Source organism: Nocardia arseniciresistens, from assembly GCF_046764875.1.
In the GTDB taxonomy this organism is placed as follows: domain Bacteria; phylum Actinomycetota; class Actinomycetes; order Mycobacteriales; family Mycobacteriaceae; genus Nocardia; species Nocardia arseniciresistens.
The window spans coordinates 169,521-194,279 of record NZ_JBKORD010000006.1 but is presented as its reverse complement, the minus strand read 5'-3'; the positions used below and the strand labels follow the sequence as shown (position 1 = coordinate 194,279).

Genomic DNA, 24,759 nt, shown 5'->3' with positions numbered 1-24,759 from the left:
TCCGAAACCGTGACCTTGGTTGTACCGGCATTTGCGACAAAACTCAGTACAATAACGGGGAGTGGAAGTCGTCGAGGCGAGGGGTCAAGCCGGGTTCGTGCCCCGGCTCGGCATCATGGCGGCGGCGACCACCATGACCAGGGCCATCACCGCGACCGCCACGAAAACCAGGTGTACCGCCGAGGACAGTGCCGCGGGGGCGGGATGGTCGGTATCGCCGATGTGGGAGTTGACGATCGCACCGAATACCGCGACGCCCACCGCACTGCCGATGGACCGCGCGAACATATTCGTCGAGGTGACGACGCCGCGTTCGCTCCACTCGGCGCTGCTCTGCGCCGCGATCAAGGTGGGCGTGGCGACCAGCCCCATCCCGATGCCGATCACGAAACACGAAGCGGCGATCTGGATGAGCGTGGAGCCCTCATCGATCAACAGTGCCGAGGCGGCCCCGAGGGTGGCCAGGGTGCTGCCGATCAGCGCGGTGGAGCGAAAGCCGACCCGCAGGTACACCTTTCCGGCCTGGGAGGCGGCCAGCGGCCAGCCGAGAGTCAGCGCACCGACAGTCAGACCGGCCACGAGGGCGCCGGTGCCGAGCACGCCCTGGGCGAAAGTCGGTACGTATGAGGTCAATCCGAGCAGGATGGCGCCGACGAGCAGCGACACCAGGCTGCTTGCCACGATCACTCGTCGGGTGAACACCCACAGCGGCAGGATCGGGTTCTGGGCGCGCCGCTCGACAAAGCCGAACAGCGCCAGCATCAGCGCGCCGCCGATGAAGATGGCGATGCTGGTCGGGGAGGCCCATTCCCAGGCCTGACCACCCTCGAGCAGGCCGAGGATGAGCGCACCCGCGCCGACGGTGAGCAGGCCCGCGCCGAGGTAGTCGATGCGCTGTTCGCGCCGGCGCGGCGCGCTCTCGGTGAAGCTGCGCAGCAGCATCCACGCGGCCAGTGCGGCCAGCGGCAGATTGATCAGGAAGATCCAGCGCCAGCTGACGTACTCGGAGAACACTCCGCCGATCAACGGGCCGAGAACCGACGACATCGCCCACACGCTGGCCAGGTAGCCCTGTACCTTGGCGCGCTCGGACAGTGTGTACAGATCGCCGGCGATCGTCATGGTCATGGGTTGGATCGCGCCCGCGCCGATGCCCTGTACCGCGCGAAAGATGATCAGCCCGATCATGCTCGTCGCGAGTCCGCAGAGCAACGAGCCGAGCGCGAACACCGCGATTCCGAATAGGATCACCGGTCTTCGCCCAACGGTATCAGCTAATTTTCCGTATACCGGGACCGTAACCGCTTGTGCGAGTAAGTAGATCGAGAAAAGCCAGGGGAACTGATTGAAGCCGCCGAGGTTGCTCGTGATGGTGATCACCGCGGTGGCGATGATCGTCGAATCCAGTGCGACCAGCGCCGTCGCCAGCATCAGCGCGCCGAGGATAGGGCCTCGTTCGGATCGGAAACCGACGGACGGCTCCACTGTCTCGGTCGCCACCGGGCGGCCCCCTCTCGCTCGTTCGACCAACCACCTCGGACGAACGTATCGTGGTTCCAGTTATTCCCGCACGGAAATATTTCCGGGTGTGGCGAACTTCGCGGCGATCTCCGCCGCGGTCACCTTGGCCAGTTCGACAAAGAACGGCACCCGCTCGGGAATCATCAGGGTAGTCGGGCCGCGCAGGCCGAGGGCGAAGCGGCAGCGGCCCTCGGGGTCGATGAGCGGCAGCCCGATGGTGCGGAAGCCGGGATCGAGTTCCTCGTCGTTGTAGGCGTGGCCACGCTCGCGGGTCGCGGTCAGTTCCTCGCGCAGTTCGGCGGGGCCGGACACCGAGCGTTCGGTGCCCTCTTCGTAAGGGAGTGTGTGCAATTCGTCGTCGGTGACCGTCGACCACGCCAGCAGTGCTTTGCCGAGCGCGCTCGCATGCAGGGGCAGCCGCACACCCTGTAGCTCGTGTCCATCGGTCTCACGCCACCGGCTGGTGCCCAGTAGTACGGCATGGATGCCGTGCCTGGTCGCCACCGACGCGCTGGCTCCGGTCGTGTTTGCCAGCTGCTCCAGAAATGGTTCGGCCAGATAGATCCGATGCTGCCGGTAGGCGATCTGCCCGTATTCGGCGAGCGCGCCGCCCATGCGATACCGGCTCGATTCGCTGTCCTTCTCCAGGAAACCCGCCTGCACCAGAGCGGCGAGCAGGCGGTGGGTAGTGCTGACGGCCAGTCCCTGCCGGCGCGCGACCTCCGAGACGCCGCGCTCCTCGCCGCCGCGGAAACAGTCCAATACCGACAGGGCGCGGGCGACGGTCTGCACTCCGGAGGCTTCCACGGTGCGACGGTAACACGGCCGGTGCGGCCGGTTCATCAGTCGCTTTCCATTATTTGGAAAGCGCACTCTTTCGAGGCTGAGGTAGGGACACATCGGTTACTCGGGTCACCACCATCACGGGTCGACAGCATGGTGTTTCGGCAGCATCGCGACGGACAAGTCCACGGAACGCGATATGTCAAGCTTTCCAATCCTTGGAAGGCTTTACCTCGTCGAGTACCGCCTCTGGTCCCTACTCTGCGAGGGCATTGATCGACAATCCGGAACAGGAGTCTCCACGATGTCCCGCAGGCGGCAAGCTCTCATACGCATCGCGTTCGCGATCGTCCCCCTCGTCGCCCTCGTCGCCGCGTGTGGTTCCGGCTCCGACGGCGACGGCGACGGTAGGTCGTCCCTTGTGCTCAAAGTCGTCGACCCGGGTAACTCCGGGCCGATCGCGATAGGTAAGCGGGACGGAACCTTCGACGCGGCACTCGCACCGCTCGGCGCGAAGATCGAGTGGGTCAACACCACACCGGGCTTCAGCTCCATGCTGAAGCTGTTCAACACCAAGGAACTCGACGTCTCCGGTGCGGCCTTCAGTCCGGTGGTCGGTGCGTTGTCCAAGGACGTCGGTGTGCGGATCGTCGCGGTGCAGGATCCGGCGGGCAAGGACCAGAGCGGCATCATCGCCGCGCCGGCCTCCGGTGTGCGCTCGGTCGCCGACCTGGTCGGCAAGCGCGTCGCGGTGAATCCGGCGGCGAAGGGCGAGTACATCCTGCTCAAAGCCCTTGCGCAGGCCGGTATCCCGGCCGACAAGGTGACCAGGGTTCCCTTGCAGCAGAAGGACGCCGCGTCGGCGTTCGCCACCGGAAAGGTCGATGCCTGGGCGTCGTTCCTGGTGCCCTATCAGGAAGCCAAGGCCAACGGCGGTATCGAGATCGCGACCGAGCAGAGCATCGGTTCGAAGGACAACTCGGTGGTCGTGTTCCGCACCGAGGTGCTCGACAAGCATCCCGATGTCGCCGCCAAGTATCTCGAAGTGCTGCAAGGACTTACCGCACAGCAGCACGCCAACCCCGCCGAGTTCGAGAATGTCTTCGAGAAGTCCGGCCCCCGCGCGCTGTCGGGTCCGCGGCTGACCGATGCCGTGCGCGTCGGCGGTGAGGCAACGGTGCCGCGGCTGCCCTCGTCATCGGATGCGACCGACCTGTCGGATGTGGTGGACCAATTCTTCGGAAACGGTGTGATCACCCGCAAGATCATCGCCGAGGACATCTTCTATGACCTGCGCTCGAAGCTCACGCCGGAGCAGCTGCGGGCCATCAAGGCGGATAGCTGACATGGCCGTGATCACCGTGGCAGACCCCGTGCTCGCCGCACCACGCAGCCGTGTCGAACGGCGCAGGCCGACATGGCTTTCCCTCCCGCTGCGCCTCCTGCTGCCCGCACTGATCTTCGCCGTGTGGTGGATCGGCTCGGCCACCGGCGCCGTCTCCGAACAGGTGCTCGCTGGACCACCCAAAGTGTGGACGGCCTTCGTCGAGCTGCTCGACAGTGGGCAGTTGGTGGACTTCGCAGTCGCCTCGTTCGTGCGCGCCGCGCTGGGCGTCGGGATCGGCGTGACCGTCGGACTGGTGCTCGGTTTGCTCGCCGGATTGTCGAGCCTCGGTGAGGAACTCCTCGATTCGACGATGCAGATCGTACGCGCGGTGCCGTTCCTCGCGCTGGTACCGCTGTTCATCGCCTGGTTCGGGATCGACGAGCTGTACAAGGTGCTGTTGATAGCCGTGGCCACCGTCGCGCCCATGTACGCCTACACCTATCTCGGTGTCCGCAATGTGGATCGCAAAATGGTCGAGGCCGCACGCGGTTTCGGGTTGCGTGGTCCGAGCCTGGTACTCGAGGTGGTTCTGCCCTCGGCGCTGCCCGGGATCCTGATGGCGCTGCGGGTATGCCTGTCCATCAGCATCACCGGACTCATCGCGGCCGAGCAGGTCGGCACCAGAGAAGGTGTCGGGTATCTGGTGACGCTGGCCCAGGAGTACAACCGCACCGATTACATGGTGCTGTGCGTCGTGCTCTACGCGTTTCTCGGTCTGGCGTTCGACGGACTGGTGCGGATCATCGAGAAATTCGCGATGCCATGGCGCAAGCAGGTGGCGATCCGATGACGGCTACCACGGAAACCACGCAGTCACTGGAGCATTCGGCTGGCATCGGCCACGAGTCAGCGACTGAAGCGATCGCGGTGCGGCGCACGGAACCCGCCGCTACGCATGTCGATGCCTCGAATAGCGATGATCCGATCGCGGTGTCGATCACCGGGCTTCGGAAATCATTCGGCGACAAGACCATTCTCGACGGAGTCGACCTGACCATTCACCGCGGCGAGTTCGTGGTGCTGCTCGGGCCCAGTGGCACCGGAAAGACCACACTGCTGCGGTTGCTCACCGGACTCGAAACGCCGGATGCGGGGAAGGTGCTGGTACCTCGCAGGCGCACCACCGTCTACCAGGAACCGCGGCTGATTCCATCGAAGCGGGTGCTGGCCAATGTGATTGTCGGCCAGCGGCGTTCGCGTCAGAATCGGGAAGCCGGTCTGCGGGCATTGGCCGAGGTGAACCTCGAGGACAAGGCACGCCAGTGGCCCGCAACCCTCTCCGGCGGCGAGGCGCAGCGGGCGGCATTGGCTCGCGCGCTGGTCCGTGAACCCGAATTGCTGCTGCTCGACGAGCCGTTCGCCGCGCTGGATGCGCTGACTCGGCTACAAATGCAGGACCTCGTCGGCGATCTGGTTGCCAGGCATCGCCCGGCTGTTCTCATGGTGACCCACGATGTCGACGAGGCCATTCGACTGGCCGACCGGGTGCTCATCCTCGACCGTGGCAGTTTCGCCGTCGACGTGAACATCGACCTCGCACGCCCTCGCGATCGCACGGACCCCGAAAGCATCCGCTACCAAGCGGAATTCCTCGCGCAGCTCGGCGTCGGACCACCGAGTGTCTCGGCTTCCGCTCCGCGCCCCGCACGCAGTGCCCCGTGACCGTGCTCGTCTGCCCTCGCCAGATACCGCACACCCTTTGTGTGCGCACACGCCCCAACGCCTACCGCTGACACCTTCGCATCTTCAGGAGCGTTCGATGACCGAAACACTGTGGTACACCCGCTGCCCCGTACCGACCGCCAGCGGACTCGCGCACAGCCTCGGCTGGCTGGGTGACACCGCCGCGCAGGCCGGGCTGGAATTCGGCGTCCTACAGGACGCGGGACCGGAACTGGCCGCGCATCACTTCCTGCACGACCTGTCGAGCCTGGTCCGCGAGGGCGGCAATGTGCCCGCCATCGCGGCACGCGCACAGGGCTCGCCGACTCGGCTGATCGGGCTGACCTGGATCGACGAGGCGCAGGCGATCCTGGTCGGTCCCGATTCCCCGGTGTCGACACCCGCCGAGCTGGCCGGGTTGCGAGTGGGCATCCCCGCCTGGGCGCAGGACCAGGCGCGCAGCTTCCCCCGCGCGATGGCGCTGCACGGCTTCGCCAACGCGCTGCGCCTCGGCGGTCTCACCCTCGCCGACGTGATCGCCGTCGAGGTGGCCGTCGAACGAAACCCGCAGGTGCGCACCGTAACCCAGTCCGAGCGCCGCACCACGACCTGGGGCGTCGAGGATCTGCTGCGCGGCGAGGTGGACGCGATCTACGTCAAGGGCGCACGGGCGCAGGAGGTGGCCGCGGAGAACGGGCTGCGAGTCGCGGTGGATCTGGACGCGACCGAGAGCAAGCGGCTGCGCGTGAACAACGGCACCCCGCGTCCGATCACCGTGCATGCCGATCTGCTGGAGTCGCGACCCGAGGTGGTCATCGGTTTCCTCGCGCAGAGCCTGCGCGCCGCGGACTGGGCCGCGGGCAATCTCGACGGTGTGCGAGAAGTATTGCAGCGCGAAACCCTGTCCGGCCCTGAGGGAGTCGTTGCCGCCTATGGTGCGAACTTCCACCAGAATCTGCATCCGTCGCTGTCCGATGAGCGGGTAGAGCTGATCGGCGTCCAGCAGCAGTTCCTGTACACCCACGGCTTTCTTGCCGCCGACTTCGCTCTCGAATCCTGGGTTGCGCGTGAGCCGTTGGAGCGCGCGCGTGAGCTCGTCGAGTCGGGGAAGGTGCCCGCGTGACGGAGTTCCTGTGGCGGCTGCCCGCCCGTGGCGACGGCCGACGCGCCGAACCGAGGCGGCGCAACCGGGGCGGCTTCGGCGCACCGGTAGCGGTCACCGAGGCCACCGATGTGCGGCAGGGCAGGTTCGGTCCCTTCGATGACCTGCACCAGGTCGTGCACGCCGCCGAGCTGTCCGGGCTCGACGGGGTGCTCGCACCGTATGACCCGCTCGGCGAGGAATCGTGGATCGTGACCGGCGGTGCGCTGCGCGCCACCAGGCATGCGCGGGTCGTCGTCGAATTCCAGCCCGCCTTCGGCACTCCGGTGTACGCGGCGAAGGTGTCGACCACCCTGCAACGCATTTCGCACGGCAGGCTGGCATGGCGGATCGCGGTGGAGACCGACGCGGCCGACGCCCGAGCGCGCGGTGACCGGGTCACCGGCGACGATCGCTATGCGCGGGCCGCGGAGTTCCTGACCGTCGCGCGCGGCGTGTGGAACGACACCCCCATTCCTGGTGCGGGTTTCACGGGCACCGGGTTCGACTTCGCCGGTGATCACTACGACGTGATCGACGGCGGCTTCCGCGGCATTCTTTCCGGGCTACCGTTCCCGACCGTGTACCTGTCCGGCACCTCGCCGCAGGCCATCGACCTCTCGGCGCGACACGGCGATGTGCACGTGTTCACCGAGACCCCCGAGGGGATCGCCGCCACAGTGGCACAGCTGCGTGAACGCGCGGCCGCAGCGCGTCGGTCGGTGCGCGTCGGACTCGAATTGCCCATCATCGCCAGGGAAACCGAACAGGAAGCGTGGGCACGGGCGCGCCGCCAGTGGGCCGAGGTGCATGGTGCGCCCCCAGCGCTCGACTTGGAATTCGGCGACGGTCGCTGGGCGGGCTTCGCCGAACTCGGTTATCCGCAATCGATCGGCCTCGTCGGCAGCTACGAACAAGTGGCGCAACGACTCTCGGACTATATAGACGCGGGCATCGAGACCTTCGTGCTTTCCGGCCACCCGCACATCGAGGAACTGCACCGCACCGGCGAACACCTACTGCATCTCGTCGACCCGACCGGACGCATCCTGGCCGCCGAGGAGGCAACGGCATGAGCATCGACGTCTATTGGCGCATCGGCATGGAGGGCGACCACGCATCGCTGCGCACCCCGCGCCGCTATAACCGTGGCCACGCCAATGGCTACGGTCCAGGCAATATCGCGCCCGCCATCCGCGATGGCGAACTCGACGGCTACGGCTATATCGACCATATGGCCGCCGTCGCCAAGGCCTCGGAGTCGGCCGGATTTCTCGGCGGACTGCTGCCGTCGTTCCCGGTCACCGACGACCCGTGGGCGGTGTCCGCCGCATTGGCGAGGGAGACCACCACCTACCGGTTCATGGTCGCCTTCCAGCCGGGCTTCCTGCACCCGGTGCAGGCGGCCAGAATGTCGGCGAGCTTACAGCGCGCGACCGGCGGCAGGCTGGTCTACAACATCATCAGTGGTGGCGGCGGTCCCGCTCAATTGTGGTGGGGCGACAAGGTTTCCCACGACGACAGGTACGCACGCACCAGTGAGTTCCTCGATGTTCTTCGAGGCGTATGGGACGGCGAACCCTACGATCACGATGGGCGGTTCTTCACCACCGAAGCGGCCGCGCTGCCGCCGGGACTGGCCGGTCAACCGTTTCCCGAGGTGTACTTCTCGGGTTCCTCCGGTGCCGCCGTTCGGGCTGCGGGACGACATGCCGACTACTACCTGTCCTGGCTCGAGCCCTACGCAGACCTGCGCGCGAAGTTCGACGGCGTCCGAGCGCACGCCGAAACCACCGGCCGCACACCGAAGTTCGCGGTTCGCATCGATATCGTCGCCCGGCACACCGAGGAGGCGGCATGGGCGGAGATCGAGAAGGGCTGGGCCTTCGTCGACCGCGATGCCGCCAACCGGGCCGCGCAAGGCGATTCCGTCGGCGCGGCGCGCATCACCGGTTGGGTGCCCGAAACCATCACCGGCTACCGCGATCTCGAGGTGCAGCCCAACGTGTGGTGTGGCTTCAGCCTCATCCGCGGCGGCCCCGCTTTCGGTCTCGTCGGCAGCTACGAGCAGGTCGCACAGCGCCTCGACGAGCTGATCGACCTAGGTGTCGACGCCTTCATCCTCGCGGGCAACCCGCACCTCGAGGAGGCATATCGGGTCGGCGAGGAGGTCCTCCCGCTGCTCGGCAGGTCCCGGCTCACCGCACCCGACCCCGCACCGTCTCTCACCCTCGTCCAATAGTTCAGGAGCATTCATGTCCATCCGTGTCGGCTATTTCCCGCACAACAATTCACTGTTCGTCCTTCGCCATCGCGGCATTCTGGAACGTCTGCTGCCCGAGGTGGAATGGGTCGATCTGCGCGCCCTTCCGCATGCGGAGCGAGTCGACCCGAAGGTGGGTCTGCCCTCGCTGCACTCGGATCAGCTGTTCACCGAGGACGGCTACGACTTCATCGGCACCGGCTTCACCCCGCCGGTGACCGGACTGGCCAATGGCCGCGACCTCGTCTACGTCGGTATCTCCGGCCCCAGGGTGGAGAACGGCAGGCTCGTGGCCGCGGCTGACAGCGGCATCGAGACGGTAGCCGACCTGAAAGGCAAACGCGTCGGCATCGCACACGGCTCCTGGCAGACGACCCTGCTGCTGTTCGCACTGGAGAAAGCGGGACTGAGCTGGTCGGACATCGAGCCTGTCGACACCGATGTGCGCGATGGCGGTCACGCGCTGCTCGCAGGTGACCTCGACGCGTGGGTCGGGGCGTACCCGGGACTGACGGCCGTGGAAGCCGCCACCGAACTGCGAACACTGGTCGACACCGAGTCGCTGTTCAGTCATCCGTCGCTGTGGTTCACCCGGCGCGATTTCGCCGTGGACAATCGCGCCGCACTCGAAGCCATCATCGCGGCGCTACAGGAGTCCGACGCCTGGATCGCGGCGAACCCGCGCGCGGCAGCTCAGTACTTCGTCGATGACATCGTCGCGCGCGGGGGCTCCGCGGACCTCGACGCGTGGGAGGCCGCATTGCGCGGTAGGCCGTTCGGTGTCAACGCCATCACCGAGGAGTTCCTCGACGAGCAGCAGCATGCGGCAGATCTGTTGGTGGCCAACGGATTGCTGCCGGGTACCGTGCAGGTCCGCGAGGCAGTGCTGCCGTGGATCGGCGATGTCGTCGAAGCGACGAAGACGAGCGTAGCCGTCTGAATTGCCGAGCCGGTCGTGGTGTGGCGCAAGATCAACGCCCCACCACGGCACCGGCTTCAGTAGGGCTGAGCTCAGGATCGCGTGCGGGTACCGGCCCGAGGTCAGCGGGATTCGAGTAGTCGGTACTCGTGTTCGGTCGGTATCGGCGTCATAGCTTGGGGATCGCTGATCGGTAGCCTCGATCGGCAGAACGTGGCGAGGAGGCAGCCATGGACCCCGAGGAACTGCTGGCACAGGTCGCGGGGCAAGCTGCTGCATATCGATGACTGGGTGCACGAGGAGGAAGTTCCACGCGACGGCGCGCTCGTGGCCCGCCGCCCGGTATTGGCTCGCTGGTTCGACGGATCCTGGCACCCTTGGTCCGCAGGCAGAAGAACCCCGGTGGTGGTGAAGGTTCCAGCGGGCGCACTTCGATATCGTCCAGCCTTCCGAGCCGTGGCCGTGAGCAATTCCGGCCTCGCCCATGGGTTTCCGAGACGACTCTCGATTATTCGGACCATTCAGTCGATCAAGGTTGATTTGCGTCAGCCGATTCCAGTCGACCTATTTGCGGCCTGAGCTAGCGAGTTCGGTCGGCCCGGGTCAGACCGCGTTGGTGCATGCGTCGAAACTTGTCGGTCCTATATCCAGATGGTCGGATGTCGCTGCTTATTCGACAGTGGCGGCGATATTATTGCCAACCTGTGCCGACCGACGACGCGGAGCGGCTCGACGGCAACGTTCCCGCACCCTCGCAACTCTGGCCTGCATGTATGCGGCGTGGCCAGCGGGTATCAGCGAATTTCTATGGCATGGTGTCGTCTGGTGCGAAAGAGATCGCGTGGGCTGTGACCGGTAGGTAAACCCTTCGGTGCGACCGATTCGAAGATCTAGTCGGAGGCCGTCCGGATCATTTGATTCGGTTGTGGTCCACCGCCTCCATGCCGGTTTATCCGGCCGAGGATGCACGCGGTTTTGCTTCGCCGCGTATCAGCATGATGTTGCCGTCGGAGGTCATTCACTCGGCTCCTCCGGCGGCGTACCCGCGTGTTCTTCGAACGTGTTTATCGCGTGACAGCTATCGGCGACGAGGGCTCGGTAATTCAGGCGAACGCAAGTGCGAAGGGGAGCGAATGAAGGTTCCGCCCGTATGCGTGGATTCGATGAAGTTTCTGTTCTCGCTTCGATTGTTCGGCTCAGGAACATTTCGTGTGCTGTTCGGGGCGCTCGCCATCGCGGTGACCCTGATCAACCTGCCCCTCGCGGCCGCGGACCCCACCGGGTCGGCAGGCTCATCCGGATCGGCGGGGTCGATGGACGGTGGTTCTTTCTCGGCCCCCCTGCCGATGCCTCGTGGCCCGGGTACCGCGGTTGTTGTGCTCGGCTACGGTCTGCTACCCGACGGTGCGATGCGGCCCGAACTCGTCGAACGACTACGGGCCGGATATGTGCAGGCCGTGCTGGCCCCCGCCTCGCCGATCATTGTCAGCGGCGGCAACCCGCACAACGGCGTCACCGAGGCGTCGGCGATGGCGGATTGGTTTATCTGCCACGGCATCCCGGAATATCGCGTCCACCTGGACCACGACGCGGAATCGACCATCGACAACGCCGACAACTCGGCACGGATCATCCGCGAAATCGGTGCGCAAGACGCCGTGGTGGTCACCTCGGCCAACCATGTCGTGCGCGCCGTCCGCAATTTCCGCGAAGCCGGCGTGAATGTGGTCGGCGCGGTCACGCCCGAACAAGCGTCCAGGGTCGCGTGGCTGTTGGCGACCTAGCCGGCGTCCGCGTGCTCGGGACTACGCATCGAGCGCCGCGAGCAGGGCGGAGACCTCCGCCCGCTCACGGAAGTCGCCGTTGCGGTGGGCGTAGGTGATCGTGCCGTCGGTGCGCAGGACGTAGGTCGCGGTGATCGGGAGCTGCCAGCCGGTGGCAGACAGGTCAGTCCCGCCGGCGAGGAAGATGTCACGGATACCTTCATCGACGGTGAACACCAGACCGTAGGCACGGGCGGTCTCGTTGTCCTGGTCGGACAGGGCGTCGAATTCGAGCGCATTGTTCTCGGTAGTGCTCAGCGAACCGTTCGGTGACTCCGGTGCGATCGCCACCAGTCGCGCTCCGCGAGTTCGGAACTCCGGCAGCGCGGCTTGGAGCAGGCGGAGCTCCAGATTGCAGTAGGGGCACCAACCGCCGCGGTAGAAGGACAGGACTACCGGGCCGGCCCGCAACGCGGTGGACAGTGTGAACTTCGCTCCGGTCGCGTCCGGCAGCGTGAAGTCGGGTGCGGTAGCACCGAGGTTCACCGACTTCTGCCCGAGCTCTGTGAGTGTTTCGGCGTGGGCGTCGATGCGTGCGACGACCTCGGCCGGTACCCGGGCACTGAACTGTTCTCGAAGGATAACGCGCTGCTCAGAATAGCTATTGATCATGTGAATCACGGTACGGCGGTTTGGGTTTCGACCCCATTGCCGTGACTCGCCGATTGATAGCCGAGCGTCTCATATCCTGAGTGCTATGGATGTGTTGGCCGATGTGCTTGCGGCGACCAAGCTCGGTGGGGCGGTGACCGCGCACCTGACCGCGGCGGCGCCATGGGCTGTGCGGATGGATGCGATGCCGAAAGCGACCTTCCATGCGGTCGTACAGGGCAGCTGCTGGCTGAGTAGGCAAGGGGCTGAGCCGGTGCAGCTCGGGGGAGGCGATTTCGTACTGCTGCCAACGGGAGTCGGACATGCGCTGTCCAGTGCTCCCGGGGTTGCTTTGCACCCCGCAGCGGAGGTCGAAGCAGGGGCCGGGCGGCGGACCATTCGCATCGACGGCACCGGTTCCGAAACGCAGATCATCTGCGGCGCCTACCGATACGACGCCTTCCCGTCGCATCCTGTGCTGCGGATGCTCCCGGCGCTCGTGCATATTCCGGCAGGTCGGTCGCCGGATCACCGAGACTTGGCCAATACCCTGCGCATGCTTGCCACCGAGCTCGACGACGAACGGCCAGGGGCGCAGACGATTACCGATCGGCTGGTCGACGTCGTGTTCGTTCAGGTGTTGCGCGTCTGGACCGCGACACGGGCGGAGGCGGGCGCGTCCTGGCTCGCGGCGCTGCGCGATCCCGAGATCTCCGCAGTCATGGCGCTGATGCACCAACGGCCTGCCCACCCCTGGACGGTCGAGGAATTGGCAGGCGCGGTCGGCGTCTCCCGTGCGACCTTGGCACGGCGATTCACCGCACTGGTCGGCGAACCACCGCTGGCATACCTCGCCCGGTGGCGGCTCGAACTTGCGGCCCGGCGCCTGCGCGATTCCGCCAACTCCGTTGCCGCGATAGGCCGCAGCGTCGGCTACCTATCCGAGTTTTCGTTCTCGCGGGCGTTCAAGCGCGCCCATGGTGAATCGCCCGCCAGCTACCGACTGTCCCACCGATCCGAGGACCGCGCCCGCAGTTGATCGGCATGATGGCCAAGTCCTGCCCGTCGATCGACCTGCTCGAACCGGACCGGTTCGACCTCGAACAGTTCCTCGACTTCGCGGACTGGCTCGATCGCTGCGCGCCGTCCTTCTCGTGGCTCGCGTGCGGCGATGCGCCCGTTCGGCACCGCCTTTCCCAAGCCTTCCCTCGGTGCTGGATGTGCGAAATCTACTACTCGACTACGTGATCGATGGCCGCTATTGGGCGTTTTTTGTTCATGCTGAAACCTCTCAGGTTCATCATCTACTATTCAACTCAGTAGATGGCTGCGGTCGGATCAGCGACCAGAGCACATCGGAGTAGGGAGGCAAAGGGGCCATGAAGAGACGTGCACTGCCCGCGAGACTCGAGACGACCCATCGCGCGCGAGGCAGAGTGAGGGCGAAAACGGTCACATTGATCGCCGGTGCTTTCGCCGTGGGAACAATGGCTGTCTCCGGAGTCGCGACAGCTGACCCCGGCGCGCGCTCGGATCACACGAGCAGCGGCCGTAATACCAACGGCCACGCCGACACGACCGGCATGCACAGGATCGACCCTTACGGCTACAACCACTTCGACACCAATCCGCTATGGCAGAACGAGCATCGGGAGAACCTGCGCCAGTACCACCAGCGACAGAACCGGGTGCACCCGCCCGAAAACCTCACCGCACGGCACTCTGGATCCCAGAGCTGGACTCAGATGGTGCGGCCCGACGGCAGCGGCTGGACGGTGTGTCCTCCCCGCGCGAGCTGGTGCTGACGACAGGCCGGGGGAAGGTCAGGGGCGCCAGGTGATGCGTCCGCCTTGGAAGTCCTGGGCTTTGCCACCTTCGTAGTCGTATTCGTCGCTGGTGGGATAGCCGAACCGGCCAGCTTCGACGCCGGAGCCCTCCCAGGTCATACGGATGGATCCCCAGACGGCATGGGCTCCGGTGGTGGGGGACCAGTAGATCGCACCGCCGCCGAAGAGGTTGTGGCGGCCGTTCTTGGCACCTTTGATTTCGTCGGTGATGGGGAAGCCCAGTGGGCTGTTCTCCCATCCGTACGACCCCCACTTATCGCGAATGGAGCCGCTGATCTGGTGTGCGTCGGTGCCGAGCGACCAATAGATGGAGCCGCCCTGGAAATGGTTGTAGCGGCCGGATTGACCAGGGGTGGATTCCTCGCGGGTGACGGGGTAGCCGAGCTGGCCGTTTTCCCAGCCGAGGCTGCCCCACTTGTTCCGGATGGGGCCCCCGACCTGGTGCGCACCGACATCGGGGTGCCAGTAGATGGAGGCGCTGCGATCGAACTCCTGATAACGGCCACCGTGCCCGGCGTCGGATTCCGGCGTGACGGGATCGCCGAGGACGCCGGGGCCACCGGCTTGGTCGTATTCGACTTCGATCAACCCACCCACATCGAACGGGCCGATCGGCCGGGCTGCCGCGGTGTCGGTGGCGACGACAGTGGCCAACAACACGCCCACCGTGGCGGCCGTGATCAGCGCGCTGCGGTTACGCGGTACGGGCATGCGATTCTTGCGAGCTAGCCGTGTCAAAAGAAACTCCCTGACCAGGTGATATTCGATTACGGGACAGCAACGTGTGCCGGCTGGCGCGACGTCGTCGGGTACTCGACACATCTCTATCGGCACCTGAGCGGTAGTCGTTAGCCATGCTCAGTTCTATGCCTCGTATGCGCCGACCCTGATGCCGCTATCGTGCCAGGTCGCGGCCGACTGCTGAGTAGACTGCCTGGCATGTCGATCGCTTCGTCGCCGCCGCGGACGCCAGAGGCGATCAGCGGCTACGACGCCCGCTGGGTGCGGCATAATTCCGAGCGGCAGACGCTGATTCTACAGGCCGCCGTCGCGCTGCTCGAGGAGAGCTCGGCGGGCACCGACGTGCCGGTTCATCTCATCGCGAAGCGGGCCGGGCTCGCCAAATCGGTGGTCTATCGGCAGTTCAGCGGTCGTGAGGAGTTGGAACGCCGAATCCGGTCCTATTTGGTCGACGACTTCGCTCGGGTGCTCGATGCGAAACTCGATGTGTCCGACGGTTCGGTGCGTGAGATTCTCACCCGCACGATTCGTGCCGTCGCGGACTGGATGTCCGACCACCCGCGCCTGGTCGAATTCGCGCGGACGGGCCCCACCCATACCGGCGATCCGAGCATCGATGCGGTGAGCAGTCTGAAGCTGCGCATGTCCCACACCGCCCAGGAGTTGATCGCCTCGATCGGTCAGGTGATCGGTGCCGACCCCGCGCCATTCGCGTCGGTTCCCTTCGCGGTGGTGACGATGGTCGAGGGCGTGCTCGCCACCTGGATCCGGGAGCCGCGGCCGACGAGATCGCGTGCGGAGATCGTGGCCGACCTGGCCGCATTCGCCTGGTATGTGCTCGATGGTGCGGCGCGGTCGATCGGGCTCGTTGTCGATCCGGACAACGAATTGACCGCGGTAATCGCCGGGTTCACCACTGCGACCGATTCGTGACGGTCGATCAACCCGCGCCGGCCACCCGGCGCTGCGGCTCGCTGCGATAGCGCGAGGCCTCGCCGTCGATGTGCAGCATCTTCCACAATCGTCGAGTCACCGGATTCATCAACCCGAGTTCGTCGGCTAGCGAGCGCATGTCGCCGAAGTAGCCGGTCAGGATCTTGCGGGCCTGCGGGCTGCGCCAGAACGCTTCTTTGATCACTTCGCGCGGAATGTCGAACTTCGTGGCGAAAGACCTTGGTGGCGTCATTATTTCGCCTGCGAGCCAGCGCATCGCGAGCGGGAACGCCAGTGCGCACGCCGCGGTCGAGGCCGGATTCATCTTCACGATGTGTGCCCGGAGGAACTCGTTGGCGAACGAAATATGCCGTGCTTCCTCGGCGATGTGGATCTCCATCGTGCGCAACACCGCGGGCGGCAGGTTTCCGCCCTGCCGAATCAGCGCCTTCTGGTAATGGTCGATCGGTTCCTCGCCGCCGAGGATGCCGATGACCAGGATGACGTGCGCGTAACCACCCGCGACACCGACGAACGGCGACAGCGCACGAAAGAGCGGCCGCATCCCTGGCACGTCCACCCCGATCCGGTTGACCAGCTCCTGGAACATCTGGATGTGGTTGCACTCTTCGGTCATCTCGTGCAGGCAGTAGCGGAACTCCGGAGACCCGTTGGGCAGCTTCATGATGTATTGCATAAGGCCGCGGATCAGGATGCTCTCGAAGGCGGCGCCGACCTTGATCGTGTTGGCTACCCGCCATCTCCCGATCTCGATCTGCCTGGCCACCGGCAACTTCCGGTACCACTCGGTGGCGCCGAGCGGGTCGATCTCGGGTGAGAGTATCCACCGCGGGTCCTGTGGGTCGATCGCGAAATCCGGTCCTTCCCAATCGATATCGAGGTACGGATCGAAATTCCTGGTGACCGATCCCTCCGACAACGTCTGTAGGACCTCGCGGTAGTCCTGCTTGCGAGTTCCGTGGGGCGGCGAAGCTGACAGCGTCATCGGTGTCTCCTCGTGTGTGGCGTACATCTCTCTATGGATAATTTACCGAGACTTGCCGTCCCAGTAAATACCCTGACAGCCAGCCGCTCAGACGTGTCGGAACGGCGTTCCCGCACGATCGCGGGATAGCGTGGCGCGGTGATCACGACCCGGGGCAGGCTGGCCGATGGCAGGGAGATCCTGTACTTCGACACCGGCCCGGTGTCGCGCACCGCGACCGACACTCGCGATCTGCCGTCGACGACCACGCATTCGCAGGCGCGGTTCGATCCACTGCTCGGCGAATGGGTGGTGCTCGCCTCGCATCGGCAGACCCGCACCTTCCTACCACCGGCGGATCTGTGCCCGCTGTGTCCCTCTACACCGCTACGGGCCACCGAGATCCCCGAATCCGACTACCAGGTGGTGGTTTTCGAGAACAGATTTCCCTCGTTGTCTACCATTCACGCGAATCTTCCTGCGAGGGAGGAGGGTTCACCGCTCACGCCGCTGCGCGACGGATTCGGCCGCTGTGAGGTGGTGTGTTTCACCAGCACCCACGATTCGTCGTTCGCGCGGCTGGATCAGCGGCGGGCGCGGCTGGTGGTGGACGTGTGGGCGCACCGCACCGCGGAACTGGCCGCCCTCGACGATATCGGGCAGGTGTTCTGCTTCGAGAACCACGGCGAGGAGATCGGGGTGACGCTGTCGCATCCGCACGGGCAGATCTATGCCTATCCGTTCGTCACCCCTCGGGTGGCAGCAATCTCGGCGAACGTCGCGAAACATCGGAAAGCGCACGGCAGCAACCTGTTCGGTGATCTACTTGCTGCCGAACGGTCGGCCGGAATCCGGGTCGTCGCGGCAAACGAGGAGTGGACGGCGTTCGTACCCCCGTTCGCGCGCTGGCCATACGAGGTGGCGCTGTACCCGCATCGACGCGTAGCCGACATCCCGGAACTCGACGACGCGCAACGCGACGCGTTCGCGCAGCTGTATCTGGATCTGCTGCGGCGCTTCGCCCATCGATTCGACACTCCGATGCCCTACATCGCCGCGTGGAACCAGGCCCCGACTCCGAAATCCGGGGTGCCACGCGATGATTGGTGGCTGCACCTACAGTTGTTCTCGATCCGGCGCGCGGCCGGGAAGCTGAAATATCTGGCGGGCTCTGAGTCGGGCATGCAGGTATTCATCAGCGACACCACGCCCGAGACTGTCGCGGCCGAATTACGGGAGGTTCGGTGAACGAGCCGGTCCGGGCAACGGTAACCCCGCACCAACGCGCGAGTCGAGCGCCGCGATCGCGCGGTGGAGTGTGGGCCGCGCCGGGCCGGGTCAACATCATCGGCGAGCATACCGACTACAACGGCGGCTACGCGTTGCCCATCGCGCTGCCGCACACCGTGACGTGTGCGGCGGACACGACCGCCGACGGGCTGGCACGGGTGACCTCACGGCAGCGTCCCGATGAGCGGATCGAGATACCCGTCGCGGGGCTCGCGGACGCGAAAATGCCCGCTTGGGCCCGGTATCCGTTCGGGGTCGTGCACGAATACCTCCGCCGCGGACACTCGATCTCCGGAGTCACGCTCGCCTTGGACGGCGCGGTGCCGGTGGGCGCCGGATTGTCGTCTTCCGCGGCACTGGAATGTGCGGTGGCGGTCGCGCTGCGTGACCTGTTCGCGCTGCCGGTCACCGACGCCGAGTTGATCGATATCGCCAGGACGGCCGAGAACAACTACGTCGGCGTGCCGACCGGCACTCTCGACCAAAGCGCGTCCATACTGTGCACCGCCGGGCACGCGTTATTCCTCGATTTCGGCGCCGATCAGCACGCACAGGTGCCGTTCGATCTGGCCGCGGCCGGGCTGGAATTGCTGGTGGTCGATACCAACACCCCACACCGGCTCGCCGACGGCGGCTACGGCGACCGCCGCGCAGAGTGCGACCAGGCGGCCACGATGCTGGGTGTGGCCTCGCTGAGCGACATCACCGACCTCGCCGCGCTCGACAAGCTCGACGACCCGGTGCTGCGGCGACGGGCGCGCCATATCGTGACCGAGAACGACCGCGCGTTGACAGTGGTCGACATGCTGCGCCGCGCCGGTGATCCGCGCGATATCGGTCCGGTACTCATCGCCGGGCACGCCTCCCTGCGTGACGATTTCGAAATCTCCACCCCACAACTCGACGCCGCGGTCGAGGTTGCCCTGACCGCCGGTGCGTACGGTGCACGGATGGTCGGCGGCGGATTCGGGGGCAGCATCATCGCCATCACCGACACCGACCGCACTCGACTCGCGGTGGACGCGATCGAGAACCGATTCCGCGCATCGGGTTTCGCCGCGCCGAGAACCTTCGTCGCGGTGCCGTCCGCGGGGGCACGCCGAATGACGTGACCGCAGCGAGCGCCGACGTCATGGTCGCGCCTCGCCGATCAAATGCTCGAGCGCCAACTGCTGGAGGCGGACGAAACCGAAGTCCCGTTCGGCGGCCTTGTCCGGATCGAAATCGTCGTCGGACGAGCGGAATACCTCGATCGACTCATCGTCGTCGAGGGTGGGCCGAGCCAGATCGAGTACTCCGGCATAGGCCATCGCATCCTGAACTCGTCGGTCGGCCCGGAAGGCGCGCGCCTTGTCGGAAAGCATCAGGTAGGTCGCCATACATGCCTTCGCCGACTCCCACACGCCGGTCATGTGCTCGGTCCGGGACGGTTTGTAATCGAAATGCCGCGGCCCGGTATAGCGTGGGCCCTCCGGATAGCCCGGAAACCCGTTCTCCAGCAGGTCGACGGTGAAGAACGCGGATACCAGATCGCCGTGACCGAAAACCAGATCCTGGTCGTACTTCAGGCCACGCTGCCCATTGAGGTCGATGTGGAACAGTTTGCCGCTCCACAGCGCCTGGGCGATGGCGTGGGTGTAGTTGAGGTTGGCCATCTGCTCGTGGCCGGTCTCCGGGTTGACGCCGACGATATCGCCGTGGTCCAGTTCCGCGATGAGGGCAAGGGCGTGTCCTACGGTGGGTAAGAAAATGTCGCCGCGTGGCTCGTTGGGCTTGGGCTCGAGGGCGATACGAAGGTCGTAGCCCTGCGACTTGATGTATCCGGCGACGGTATCCAACCCCTCCCGGTAGCGTTCGAGCGCCGCGAAGAGATCTTTGGATCCGTCGTACTCGCTGCCCTCCCTGCCGCCCCACATCACGAACGTGGAGGCGCCGACCTGTGCGGCGAGATCGACCGCGGACAGGATCTTGCGCAATCCGAAGCGCCGGATCGATCGGTCGTTGGACGTCAGGCCGCCGTCTTTGAAAACCGGATGGCTGAAAGTATTGGTGGTGACCATTTCGATAGTCAGGCCCGCCCGATCCGCGGCCTCGGTGAGACGTCCGACCGAACGTTGCTTGGTGGCTTCGTCGGCGTCGAAGGCGAAGACGTCGTTGTCGTGGAAGGTGATTCCCCAAGCACCGAGTTCCGCGAGCCGTTCGGCGTACTCCCACGGCGGGAGTGTGGGCCGGGTGGAAACGCCGAAGGGGTCGGTCCCCGTCCAGCCGACCGTCCACAGGCCGAACGAGAACTTGTCCTCGGGGATGGGTTGACGGGTCATGCGATGCCTCCCAATTTTGTCTATACAGTGACCCAATCACACACCGCTCCGGCGAAACAGGCAGAACGAGGCGCACATCGGTCGAGGATGCCCGTCAGTCGGCCAGTCCCCGCCGGACAAGTAGCGGCCCGATCTCGGGTGCGCGGCCACGGAAGGACGCGAAGGCTTCCAGTGGGTCCACCGACCCGCCCCGGGAGAGCAGTTCGCGACGGAATGCCTCGCCCTTTGCTCGGGTCGACGCGGCACCGTCGTTGAACCATTCGACGGTGTCGGCGTCGAGCACTTCGCTCCAGATGTAGGAGTAGTAGCCTGCCGCGTAACCGCCGGAGAAGATGTGCGCGAAGTATGCCGTTCGGTAGCGCGGCGGGATCGTCTCCATCGCGAGGCCCGCTTTGCGCAGCGCTTCCTCCTCGAACGTCTCGGCATCTACACCGGCCAGCGCCTCGGCTGCGGGCGCGCGGTGCCATGTCCAGTCCAGCAGGGCCGCGCCGAGGTATTCGACGGTTCGGAAGCCCTCGCCGAATCGCTCCGCTGCCGCCATGCGCTCAACCAGCGCGGCGGGCATCGGCTCACCGGTGTCTATGTGCTTGGCGTAGTTGGCCAGTATCTCCGGCCGGGCCATCCACATTTCGTTCACCTGGGACGGGAATTCCACGAAGTCGCGCGGCACCTCGGTTCCGGAGAAGAACGGGTATCGCACATCCGAGAAGAGCCCGTGCAATGCGTGCCCGAACTCGTGGAAGAGGGTCCTGACGTTATCCCAGGTGAGCAGCGCGGGCTCGCCTGCGGGCGGTTTCACGATATTGAGATTGTTGACCACCACCGGCTGCGCCTCCAATAGCCGGGATTGGCTGACCAGTTCGTTCATCCAGGCGCCGCCGCGCTTGGACGGCCGGGCGAAGAAATCGCCGAGAAACAGGCCGAGCGCGCTGCCGTCCACGTCGAATACCTCGAAGACCCGGACTTCGGGGTGGTAGCCGACCAGATCGTCGCGCTCTCGGACAGTAATGCCGTAGGCCTGCTCGGCGGCGAAGAACACCCCGTCGCGCAACACCCGATCGAGCTCGAGGTAAGGGCGCAACGATTCGGCGTCCACCGAGAAGCGTTCGGCCCGAACCTTTTCCGACCAGAACTGCCAGTCCCATGAGCGGAGGTCGGCGTCGGAATCCTGCGAATCCGTCGTCAGCATCGCGGTCATCAACTCGCCCGCCTCCCGCTCGGCATTGGCGACCGCGGGCGGAACCAAACGGCCGAGCATCTCTTCGACCGCCTCCGGTGTCTTCGCGGTCTGGTCCTGCACCGCGTATGCCGCGTGGTCGGAGTAACCGAGCAGTGCCGCGCGCTCGGCTCGCAGGGCGGCGATCCGGACCGCGACGTGGCCGTTGCGGCCGTCCTGGCCCAACCCGCGCCCCAGCGAGGCCGTCATCACTCGACGTCGAACGTCACGGTCGGCCAGTTCGGCGAGGACGGATTGATTGGAGAAGTTCTGAAGACTCAACGCCCACGCCCCCGGGTGTCCGAGCGACCGTGCGTTCTCGGCCGCTGCGGCCACTCCGACGGGCCCGAGACCCGCCAACTCCCCGGCCGTATCGAGCACAACGGTCGCCGCGTTGGTGGCGGCCAGATTGTTCTGCCCGAATTCGGTTGCTGCCGCGGCAAGTTCGGCATTGAGTTCACGTAACCTGACCTGCCCGGCGGCATCCAGTCGGGCGCCCGCCCGGACGAACCGGATGCGATACTGCTCCAGCAATCGCAGTTCCTCCGCGTCCAGGCCCAGCTCGTCGCGCCGTCGATAGAGCGATTCGATCCGGGCGAAGAGCGCGGGGTCGAGATAGATCGCGTCCCGGTGCGCGGCCAGTTTCGGGGATATCTCGGCCTCGATCGCGTCGGTGCCCGCGCTGGAGTCCGAGGCGGCGATATTGAAGAAGACATTCGCCACCCGGGTGAGCAAGTCCCCGGAACGCTCCAGCTCCACCACGGTATCGGCGAACGTGGGGTCGTCGGCGCCGGAGGTGATAGCGGCAATCTCGGCCAACTGCTCGACCATGCCGCACTCGAACGCGGGCAGGTAGTGTTCCTCGCCGATCTCCGCGAACGGAGGCAGCCGGTAGGCAAGCGCGCTTGGCTCGAAGAACGGGTTGCTCGTCATACTGGAAACCCTATCGACCACCTGCAAGGCGCCCCGCCGACGGGCGCGACCGAATAGCCTCGGATCATGGACTTCGCAGCATCGCCGCGCGCGGCCGAGTATCACGGCAAGGTGGCCGACTTCATCGCCAAGGAGATCGAGCCGGTCGAAGAGGAGTACCTGCGCACATTGCGGGAGCTCGACGACCCGTGGGTGGTGCTGCCTGTCATCGAGGAACTGAAGGCCAAGGCGCGTGAGCAGGGGTTGTGGAACTTTTTCCTGCCGAAGACGTATTCCGAGGCGACCGGGCAGGGGGTGGGGCTCGGCAATGTGGAATATGCGCCGTTGGCCGAGCTGATGGGGCGGCATGTCATCGGGTCGGAGGTGTTCAATTGCAATGCACCCGACACCGGTAATGCGGAAGTCCTGGTGCATTACGGTAGCGAGGCCCAGCAGCGTCAGTGGCTGGATCCGTTGCTGGCGGGGGAGATCCGGTCGGCGTTCTGTATGACCGAGCCGGAGGTGGCCTCCTCGGATGCCACCAATATGGCCGCTACCGTCGTTCCGGATGGCGAGGACGTCATTGTCAACGGCCACAAGTGGTTCTCTACCGGCATCGGCCACCCGAACTGCAAGTTCGTGATCTTCATGGGCCTGACCGATCCCGAGGCGCATCGGCACGCCAGGCACACGATGGTGATCGTGCCGGTCGGCGCACCGGGCATGAAAGTCGAGCGGATGCTCGAGGTATTCGGTTACCACGACGAGCCGTATGGTCACGGCGAGGTCAGCTTCGACAACGTGCGAGTGCCGCGCGAGAACGTAATAGCCGATCTCGGTAAGGGTTTCGAGATCGCACAGGGCCGCCTCGGACCCGGTCGCATCCATCACTGCATGCGCACCATCGGGCTCGCCGAGCGTGCGTTGGAGATCGGCATCCGGCGGGCGATGGAGCGCACCGCCTTCGGTAAGCCGCTGGTCAATCTCGGCGGCAACCGTGAACGCATCGCCCGCGCGCGGATCGCGATCAACCAGGCGCGCTTGCAGGTGCTGCACACCGCGTGGCTGCTGGATACCGAGGGCGCTCTCGGCGCGCTGTCGGAACTGTCGCAGATCAAGGCTTCGGTGCCGAGCATGGCCTACGAGGTGATCGATATGGCGATTCAGCTACACGGCGCGGGCGGGCTGACCAACGACTTCCCGCTCGCGGGAGCGCTCGCGGGCGCACGGTCGCTGCGGCTGGCCGATGGCCCGGACGAGGTGCATCTCGGCGTTGTCTCGCGGATCGAGCTTGCACAGTACAAGACGCTCGACCGATGAAAGAAGAGCTCATCGACGCTCCCGGCGCGGTCCGCGACGAAGACGCCTTCGATGTCGCGGCCATGCACAACTGGCTCTCAGCGCAGGTCGACGGGCTGATCGGTACGCCATCGGTGCGCCAATTCCCCGGCGGCGCATCGAATTTGACCTACCAGCTGTCCTACTCGGACCGCGAACTGATCCTCCGCAGGCCGCCCGGTGGGCACCGCGCGGCATCCGCGCACGATATGTGGCGCGAGTTTCGAGTGCAGAGCGGTCTGAAACCGGTATTCCCTTATGTGCCGTCGATGTTGGCATTCTGTGGCGACGAGTCGGTGATCGGCTCGGAATTCTATGTGATGGAGAAGCTCGAGGGCCTCATCCTGCGCCGCGATATCCCCGCCGAGCTCGAACTCGGCCCGGATACATTGCGCGGCTTGTGTATCGAGATGATCGACAAACTGATCGAGCTCCATCGAGTGGATGTCGAGGCGGCCGGTCTCGGCGACCTCGGTAAAGGCACGGGATATGTGCGCAGACAGATCGACGGCTGGTCGGACCGCTACCGCAAGGCGCGCACCGACAACGTGCCCGACTACGAAGAAGTCATGACATGGCTCTCGGCCAATCAGCCCGATGACGTCGGAACCTGCCTGATCCACAACGACTACCGTTTCGACAACATCGTCTTCGGCGACGACATGGAGGTGCTCGGCATCCTCGATTGGGAAATGGCCACCCTCGGCGACCCACTGATGGAGCTCGGCGCGACCTTGACCTACTGGGTCCAAGCCGACGACGACGATGTCATCCGGCGACTGCGACGCCAGCCCACCCACGTTCCCGGCATGCTGACCCGCGCCGAGATCATCGACTACTACTCGCGCACGACCGGCCTACCGGTGCACAACTGGACCTTCTACGAGGTGTACGGCATGTTCCGGCTGGCGGGGATAATCCAGCAGCTCTACCGTCGTTTCCACGACGGTGGCACCCACAACCCGGTGTACAAGGACTATTGGATGTTCGTCGGCTACCTGGAATGGCGCTGCAAAGAGGCCATCGGCGCAGGTGGTTGACGCGCGCGGGGCTTTACTCGTCCAGGCCGGCATCGCCTGATGTGGG

Annotated in this window: 23 protein-coding genes; 16 read left to right on the top strand and 7 right to left on the bottom strand. The window is 65.4% G+C overall.

Going from position 1 to position 24,759, the window contains the following annotated elements; genetic code table 11:
- Positions 1 to 84: 84 nt before the first annotated feature.
- A complete protein-coding gene (locus tag ACLMAJ_RS12925; RefSeq protein ID WP_412013863.1) occupies positions 85 to 1,500 on the bottom strand; it encodes an MDR family MFS transporter in 1,416 nt (471 codons plus the stop codon).
- Between the two features lie 60 nt (positions 1,501 to 1,560).
- Positions 1,561 to 2,364, bottom strand: a complete 804-nt coding sequence (locus ACLMAJ_RS12920; protein ID WP_412013861.1) for an IclR family transcriptional regulator — start codon at positions 2,362 to 2,364, stop codon at positions 1,561 to 1,563.
- A gap of 244 nt (positions 2,365 to 2,608) precedes the next feature.
- Here ACLMAJ_RS12920 and ACLMAJ_RS12915 point away from each other — a divergent pair, with 244 nt between their 5' ends.
- The 8 genes from ACLMAJ_RS12915 (at position 2,609) to ACLMAJ_RS12880 (ending at position 11,460) form a co-directional block, all read left to right on the top strand.
- A complete protein-coding gene (locus ACLMAJ_RS12915; RefSeq protein WP_412013860.1) occupies positions 2,609 to 3,649 on the top strand; it encodes an NrtA/SsuA/CpmA family ABC transporter substrate-binding protein in 1,041 nt (346 codons plus the stop codon).
- Position 3,650: 1 nt separating this feature from the next.
- Positions 3,651 to 4,481, top strand: a complete 831-nt coding sequence (locus ACLMAJ_RS12910) for an ABC transporter permease (RefSeq protein WP_412013859.1) — start codon at positions 3,651 to 3,653, stop codon at positions 4,479 to 4,481.
- Entirely contained in the window at positions 4,478 to 5,353 is an 876-nt protein-coding gene (locus ACLMAJ_RS12905; protein WP_412013858.1) for an ABC transporter ATP-binding protein, read from the top strand. Before ACLMAJ_RS12910 ends, ACLMAJ_RS12905 begins: the two co-directional genes overlap by 4 nt.
- A 97-nt stretch (positions 5,354 to 5,450) precedes the next feature.
- Entirely contained in the window at positions 5,451 to 6,476 is a 1,026-nt protein-coding gene (locus ACLMAJ_RS12900; RefSeq protein ID WP_412013857.1) for an ABC transporter substrate-binding protein, read from the top strand.
- Positions 6,473 to 7,570 (top strand): LLM class flavin-dependent oxidoreductase, encoded by a 1,098-nt coding sequence (locus tag ACLMAJ_RS12895; protein ID WP_412013856.1) that lies wholly within the window; start codon positions 6,473 to 6,475, stop codon positions 7,568 to 7,570. Before ACLMAJ_RS12900 ends, ACLMAJ_RS12895 begins: the two co-directional genes overlap by 4 nt.
- The gene (locus ACLMAJ_RS12890; protein ID WP_412013855.1) at positions 7,567 to 8,736 is read left to right on the top strand and encodes an LLM class flavin-dependent oxidoreductase; all 1,170 of its coding nucleotides are present in this window, start codon (positions 7,567 to 7,569) and stop codon (positions 8,734 to 8,736) included. Before ACLMAJ_RS12895 ends, ACLMAJ_RS12890 begins: the two co-directional genes overlap by 4 nt.
- A 13-nt stretch (positions 8,737 to 8,749) precedes the next feature.
- Positions 8,750 to 9,697 (top strand): ABC transporter substrate-binding protein, encoded by a 948-nt coding sequence (locus ACLMAJ_RS12885; protein ID WP_412013854.1) that lies wholly within the window; start codon positions 8,750 to 8,752, stop codon positions 9,695 to 9,697.
- A 1,112-nt stretch (positions 9,698 to 10,809) separates the two neighbouring features.
- Positions 10,810 to 11,460 (top strand): YdcF family protein, encoded by a 651-nt coding sequence (locus ACLMAJ_RS12880; RefSeq protein ID WP_412013853.1) that lies wholly within the window; start codon positions 10,810 to 10,812, stop codon positions 11,458 to 11,460.
- Between the two features lie 21 nt (positions 11,461 to 11,481).
- Here ACLMAJ_RS12880 and ACLMAJ_RS12875 read toward each other — a convergent pair whose 3' ends face one another.
- Positions 11,482 to 12,111, bottom strand: a complete 630-nt coding sequence (locus ACLMAJ_RS12875) for a peroxiredoxin-like family protein (RefSeq protein ID WP_412013852.1) — start codon at positions 12,109 to 12,111, stop codon at positions 11,482 to 11,484.
- Positions 12,112 to 12,196: 85 nt separating this feature from the next.
- Here ACLMAJ_RS12875 and ACLMAJ_RS12870 point away from each other — a divergent pair, with 85 nt between their 5' ends.
- The 3 genes from ACLMAJ_RS12870 to ACLMAJ_RS12860 all read left to right on the top strand — a co-directional run bounded on the left by ACLMAJ_RS12870 (position 12,197) and on the right by ACLMAJ_RS12860 (position 13,895).
- Positions 12,197 to 13,129 (top strand): AraC family transcriptional regulator, encoded by a 933-nt coding sequence (locus tag ACLMAJ_RS12870; RefSeq protein ID WP_412013851.1) that lies wholly within the window; start codon positions 12,197 to 12,199, stop codon positions 13,127 to 13,129.
- A 5-nt stretch (positions 13,130 to 13,134) separates the two neighbouring features.
- A complete protein-coding gene (locus tag ACLMAJ_RS12865; RefSeq protein ID WP_412013850.1) occupies positions 13,135 to 13,338 on the top strand; it encodes a hypothetical protein in 204 nt (67 codons plus the stop codon).
- A gap of 230 nt (positions 13,339 to 13,568) precedes the next feature.
- Entirely contained in the window at positions 13,569 to 13,895 is a 327-nt protein-coding gene (locus tag ACLMAJ_RS12860) for a hypothetical protein (protein WP_412013849.1), read from the top strand.
- 18 nt (positions 13,896 to 13,913) lie between these two features.
- Here ACLMAJ_RS12860 and ACLMAJ_RS12855 read toward each other — a convergent pair whose 3' ends face one another.
- On the bottom strand, positions 13,914 to 14,675 hold the full coding sequence (locus ACLMAJ_RS12855; RefSeq protein WP_412013848.1) for an LGFP repeat-containing protein: 762 nt from the start codon (positions 14,673 to 14,675) through the stop codon (positions 13,914 to 13,916).
- A 201-nt stretch (positions 14,676 to 14,876) separates the two neighbouring features.
- Between ACLMAJ_RS12855 and ACLMAJ_RS12850 the strand changes: the two genes are divergently transcribed.
- On the top strand, positions 14,877 to 15,611 hold the full coding sequence (locus ACLMAJ_RS12850) for a TetR/AcrR family transcriptional regulator (protein WP_412013847.1): 735 nt from the start codon (positions 14,877 to 14,879) through the stop codon (positions 15,609 to 15,611).
- A 7-nt stretch (positions 15,612 to 15,618) separates the two neighbouring features.
- Here ACLMAJ_RS12850 and ACLMAJ_RS12845 read toward each other — a convergent pair whose 3' ends face one another.
- Complete coding sequence (locus ACLMAJ_RS12845) at positions 15,619 to 16,617, bottom strand: AurF N-oxygenase family protein (RefSeq protein ID WP_412013846.1); 999 nt, start codon at positions 16,615 to 16,617, stop codon at positions 15,619 to 15,621.
- Between the two features lie 159 nt (positions 16,618 to 16,776).
- Here ACLMAJ_RS12845 and galT point away from each other — a divergent pair, with 159 nt between their 5' ends.
- Together galT and galK are read left to right on the top strand one after the other, a co-directional pair.
- Positions 16,777 to 17,844, top strand: a complete 1,068-nt coding sequence (gene galT, locus ACLMAJ_RS12840) for a galactose-1-phosphate uridylyltransferase (RefSeq protein ID WP_412014076.1) — start codon at positions 16,777 to 16,779, stop codon at positions 17,842 to 17,844.
- Entirely contained in the window at positions 17,841 to 18,998 is a 1,158-nt protein-coding gene (galK, locus tag ACLMAJ_RS12835) for a galactokinase (RefSeq protein ID WP_479725032.1), read from the top strand. The genes galT and galK overlap by 4 nt, the downstream gene beginning before the upstream one ends.
- 18 nt (positions 18,999 to 19,016) lie before the next feature.
- Here galK and xylA read toward each other — a convergent pair whose 3' ends face one another.
- A complete protein-coding gene (xylA, locus tag ACLMAJ_RS12830) occupies positions 19,017 to 20,207 on the bottom strand; it encodes a xylose isomerase (RefSeq protein ID WP_412013845.1) in 1,191 nt (396 codons plus the stop codon).
- A gap of 94 nt (positions 20,208 to 20,301) precedes the next feature.
- Positions 20,302 to 22,356 (bottom strand): M3 family metallopeptidase, encoded by a 2,055-nt coding sequence (locus ACLMAJ_RS12825; protein WP_412013844.1) that lies wholly within the window; start codon positions 22,354 to 22,356, stop codon positions 20,302 to 20,304.
- Positions 22,357 to 22,422: 66 nt separating this feature from the next.
- Here ACLMAJ_RS12825 and ACLMAJ_RS12820 point away from each other — a divergent pair, with 66 nt between their 5' ends.
- Together ACLMAJ_RS12820 and ACLMAJ_RS12815 are read left to right on the top strand one after the other, a co-directional pair.
- Complete coding sequence (locus tag ACLMAJ_RS12820) at positions 22,423 to 23,655, top strand: acyl-CoA dehydrogenase family protein (protein WP_412013843.1); 1,233 nt, start codon at positions 22,423 to 22,425, stop codon at positions 23,653 to 23,655.
- On the top strand, positions 23,652 to 24,713 hold the full coding sequence (locus ACLMAJ_RS12815) for a phosphotransferase family protein (protein ID WP_412013842.1): 1,062 nt from the start codon (positions 23,652 to 23,654) through the stop codon (positions 24,711 to 24,713). Before ACLMAJ_RS12820 ends, ACLMAJ_RS12815 begins: the two co-directional genes overlap by 4 nt.
- The last annotated feature ends 46 nt before the right edge of the window (positions 24,714 to 24,759 follow it).

Bases quoted from the DNA above. Each gene is read 5' to 3' on its own strand.
- ACLMAJ_RS12920 (WP_412013861.1), bottom strand. From the start codon at position 2,364: ATGAACCGGCCGCACCGGCCGTGTTACCGTCGCACCGTGGAAGCCTCC.
- ACLMAJ_RS12915 (WP_412013860.1), top strand. From the start codon at position 2,609: ATGTCCCGCAGGCGGCAAGCTCTCATACGCATCGCGTTCGCGATCGTC.
- ACLMAJ_RS12910 (WP_412013859.1), top strand. From the start codon at position 3,651: ATGGCCGTGATCACCGTGGCAGACCCCGTGCTCGCCGCACCACGCAGC.
- ACLMAJ_RS12905 (WP_412013858.1), top strand. From the start codon at position 4,478: ATGACGGCTACCACGGAAACCACGCAGTCACTGGAGCATTCGGCTGGC.
- ACLMAJ_RS12900 (WP_412013857.1), top strand. From the start codon at position 5,451: ATGACCGAAACACTGTGGTACACCCGCTGCCCCGTACCGACCGCCAGC.
- ACLMAJ_RS12890 (WP_412013855.1), top strand. From the start codon at position 7,567: ATGAGCATCGACGTCTATTGGCGCATCGGCATGGAGGGCGACCACGCA.
- ACLMAJ_RS12885 (WP_412013854.1), top strand. From the start codon at position 8,750: ATGTCCATCCGTGTCGGCTATTTCCCGCACAACAATTCACTGTTCGTC.
- ACLMAJ_RS12880 (WP_412013853.1), top strand. From the start codon at position 10,810: ATGAAGGTTCCGCCCGTATGCGTGGATTCGATGAAGTTTCTGTTCTCG.
- ACLMAJ_RS12875 (WP_412013852.1), bottom strand. From the start codon at position 12,111: ATGATCAATAGCTATTCTGAGCAGCGCGTTATCCTTCGAGAACAGTTC.
- ACLMAJ_RS12870 (WP_412013851.1), top strand. From the start codon at position 12,197: ATGGATGTGTTGGCCGATGTGCTTGCGGCGACCAAGCTCGGTGGGGCG.
- ACLMAJ_RS12865 (WP_412013850.1), top strand. From the start codon at position 13,135: ATGATGGCCAAGTCCTGCCCGTCGATCGACCTGCTCGAACCGGACCGG.
- ACLMAJ_RS12850 (WP_412013847.1), top strand. From the start codon at position 14,877: ATGTCGATCGCTTCGTCGCCGCCGCGGACGCCAGAGGCGATCAGCGGC.
- ACLMAJ_RS12845 (WP_412013846.1), bottom strand. From the start codon at position 16,617: ATGACGCTGTCAGCTTCGCCGCCCCACGGAACTCGCAAGCAGGACTAC.
- xylA (WP_412013845.1), bottom strand. From the start codon at position 20,207: ATGACCCGTCAACCCATCCCCGAGGACAAGTTCTCGTTCGGCCTGTGG.
- ACLMAJ_RS12825 (WP_412013844.1), bottom strand. From the start codon at position 22,356: ATGACGAGCAACCCGTTCTTCGAGCCAAGCGCGCTTGCCTACCGGCTG.
- ACLMAJ_RS12820 (WP_412013843.1), top strand. From the start codon at position 22,423: ATGGACTTCGCAGCATCGCCGCGCGCGGCCGAGTATCACGGCAAGGTG.
- ACLMAJ_RS12815 (WP_412013842.1), top strand. From the start codon at position 23,652: ATGAAAGAAGAGCTCATCGACGCTCCCGGCGCGGTCCGCGACGAAGAC.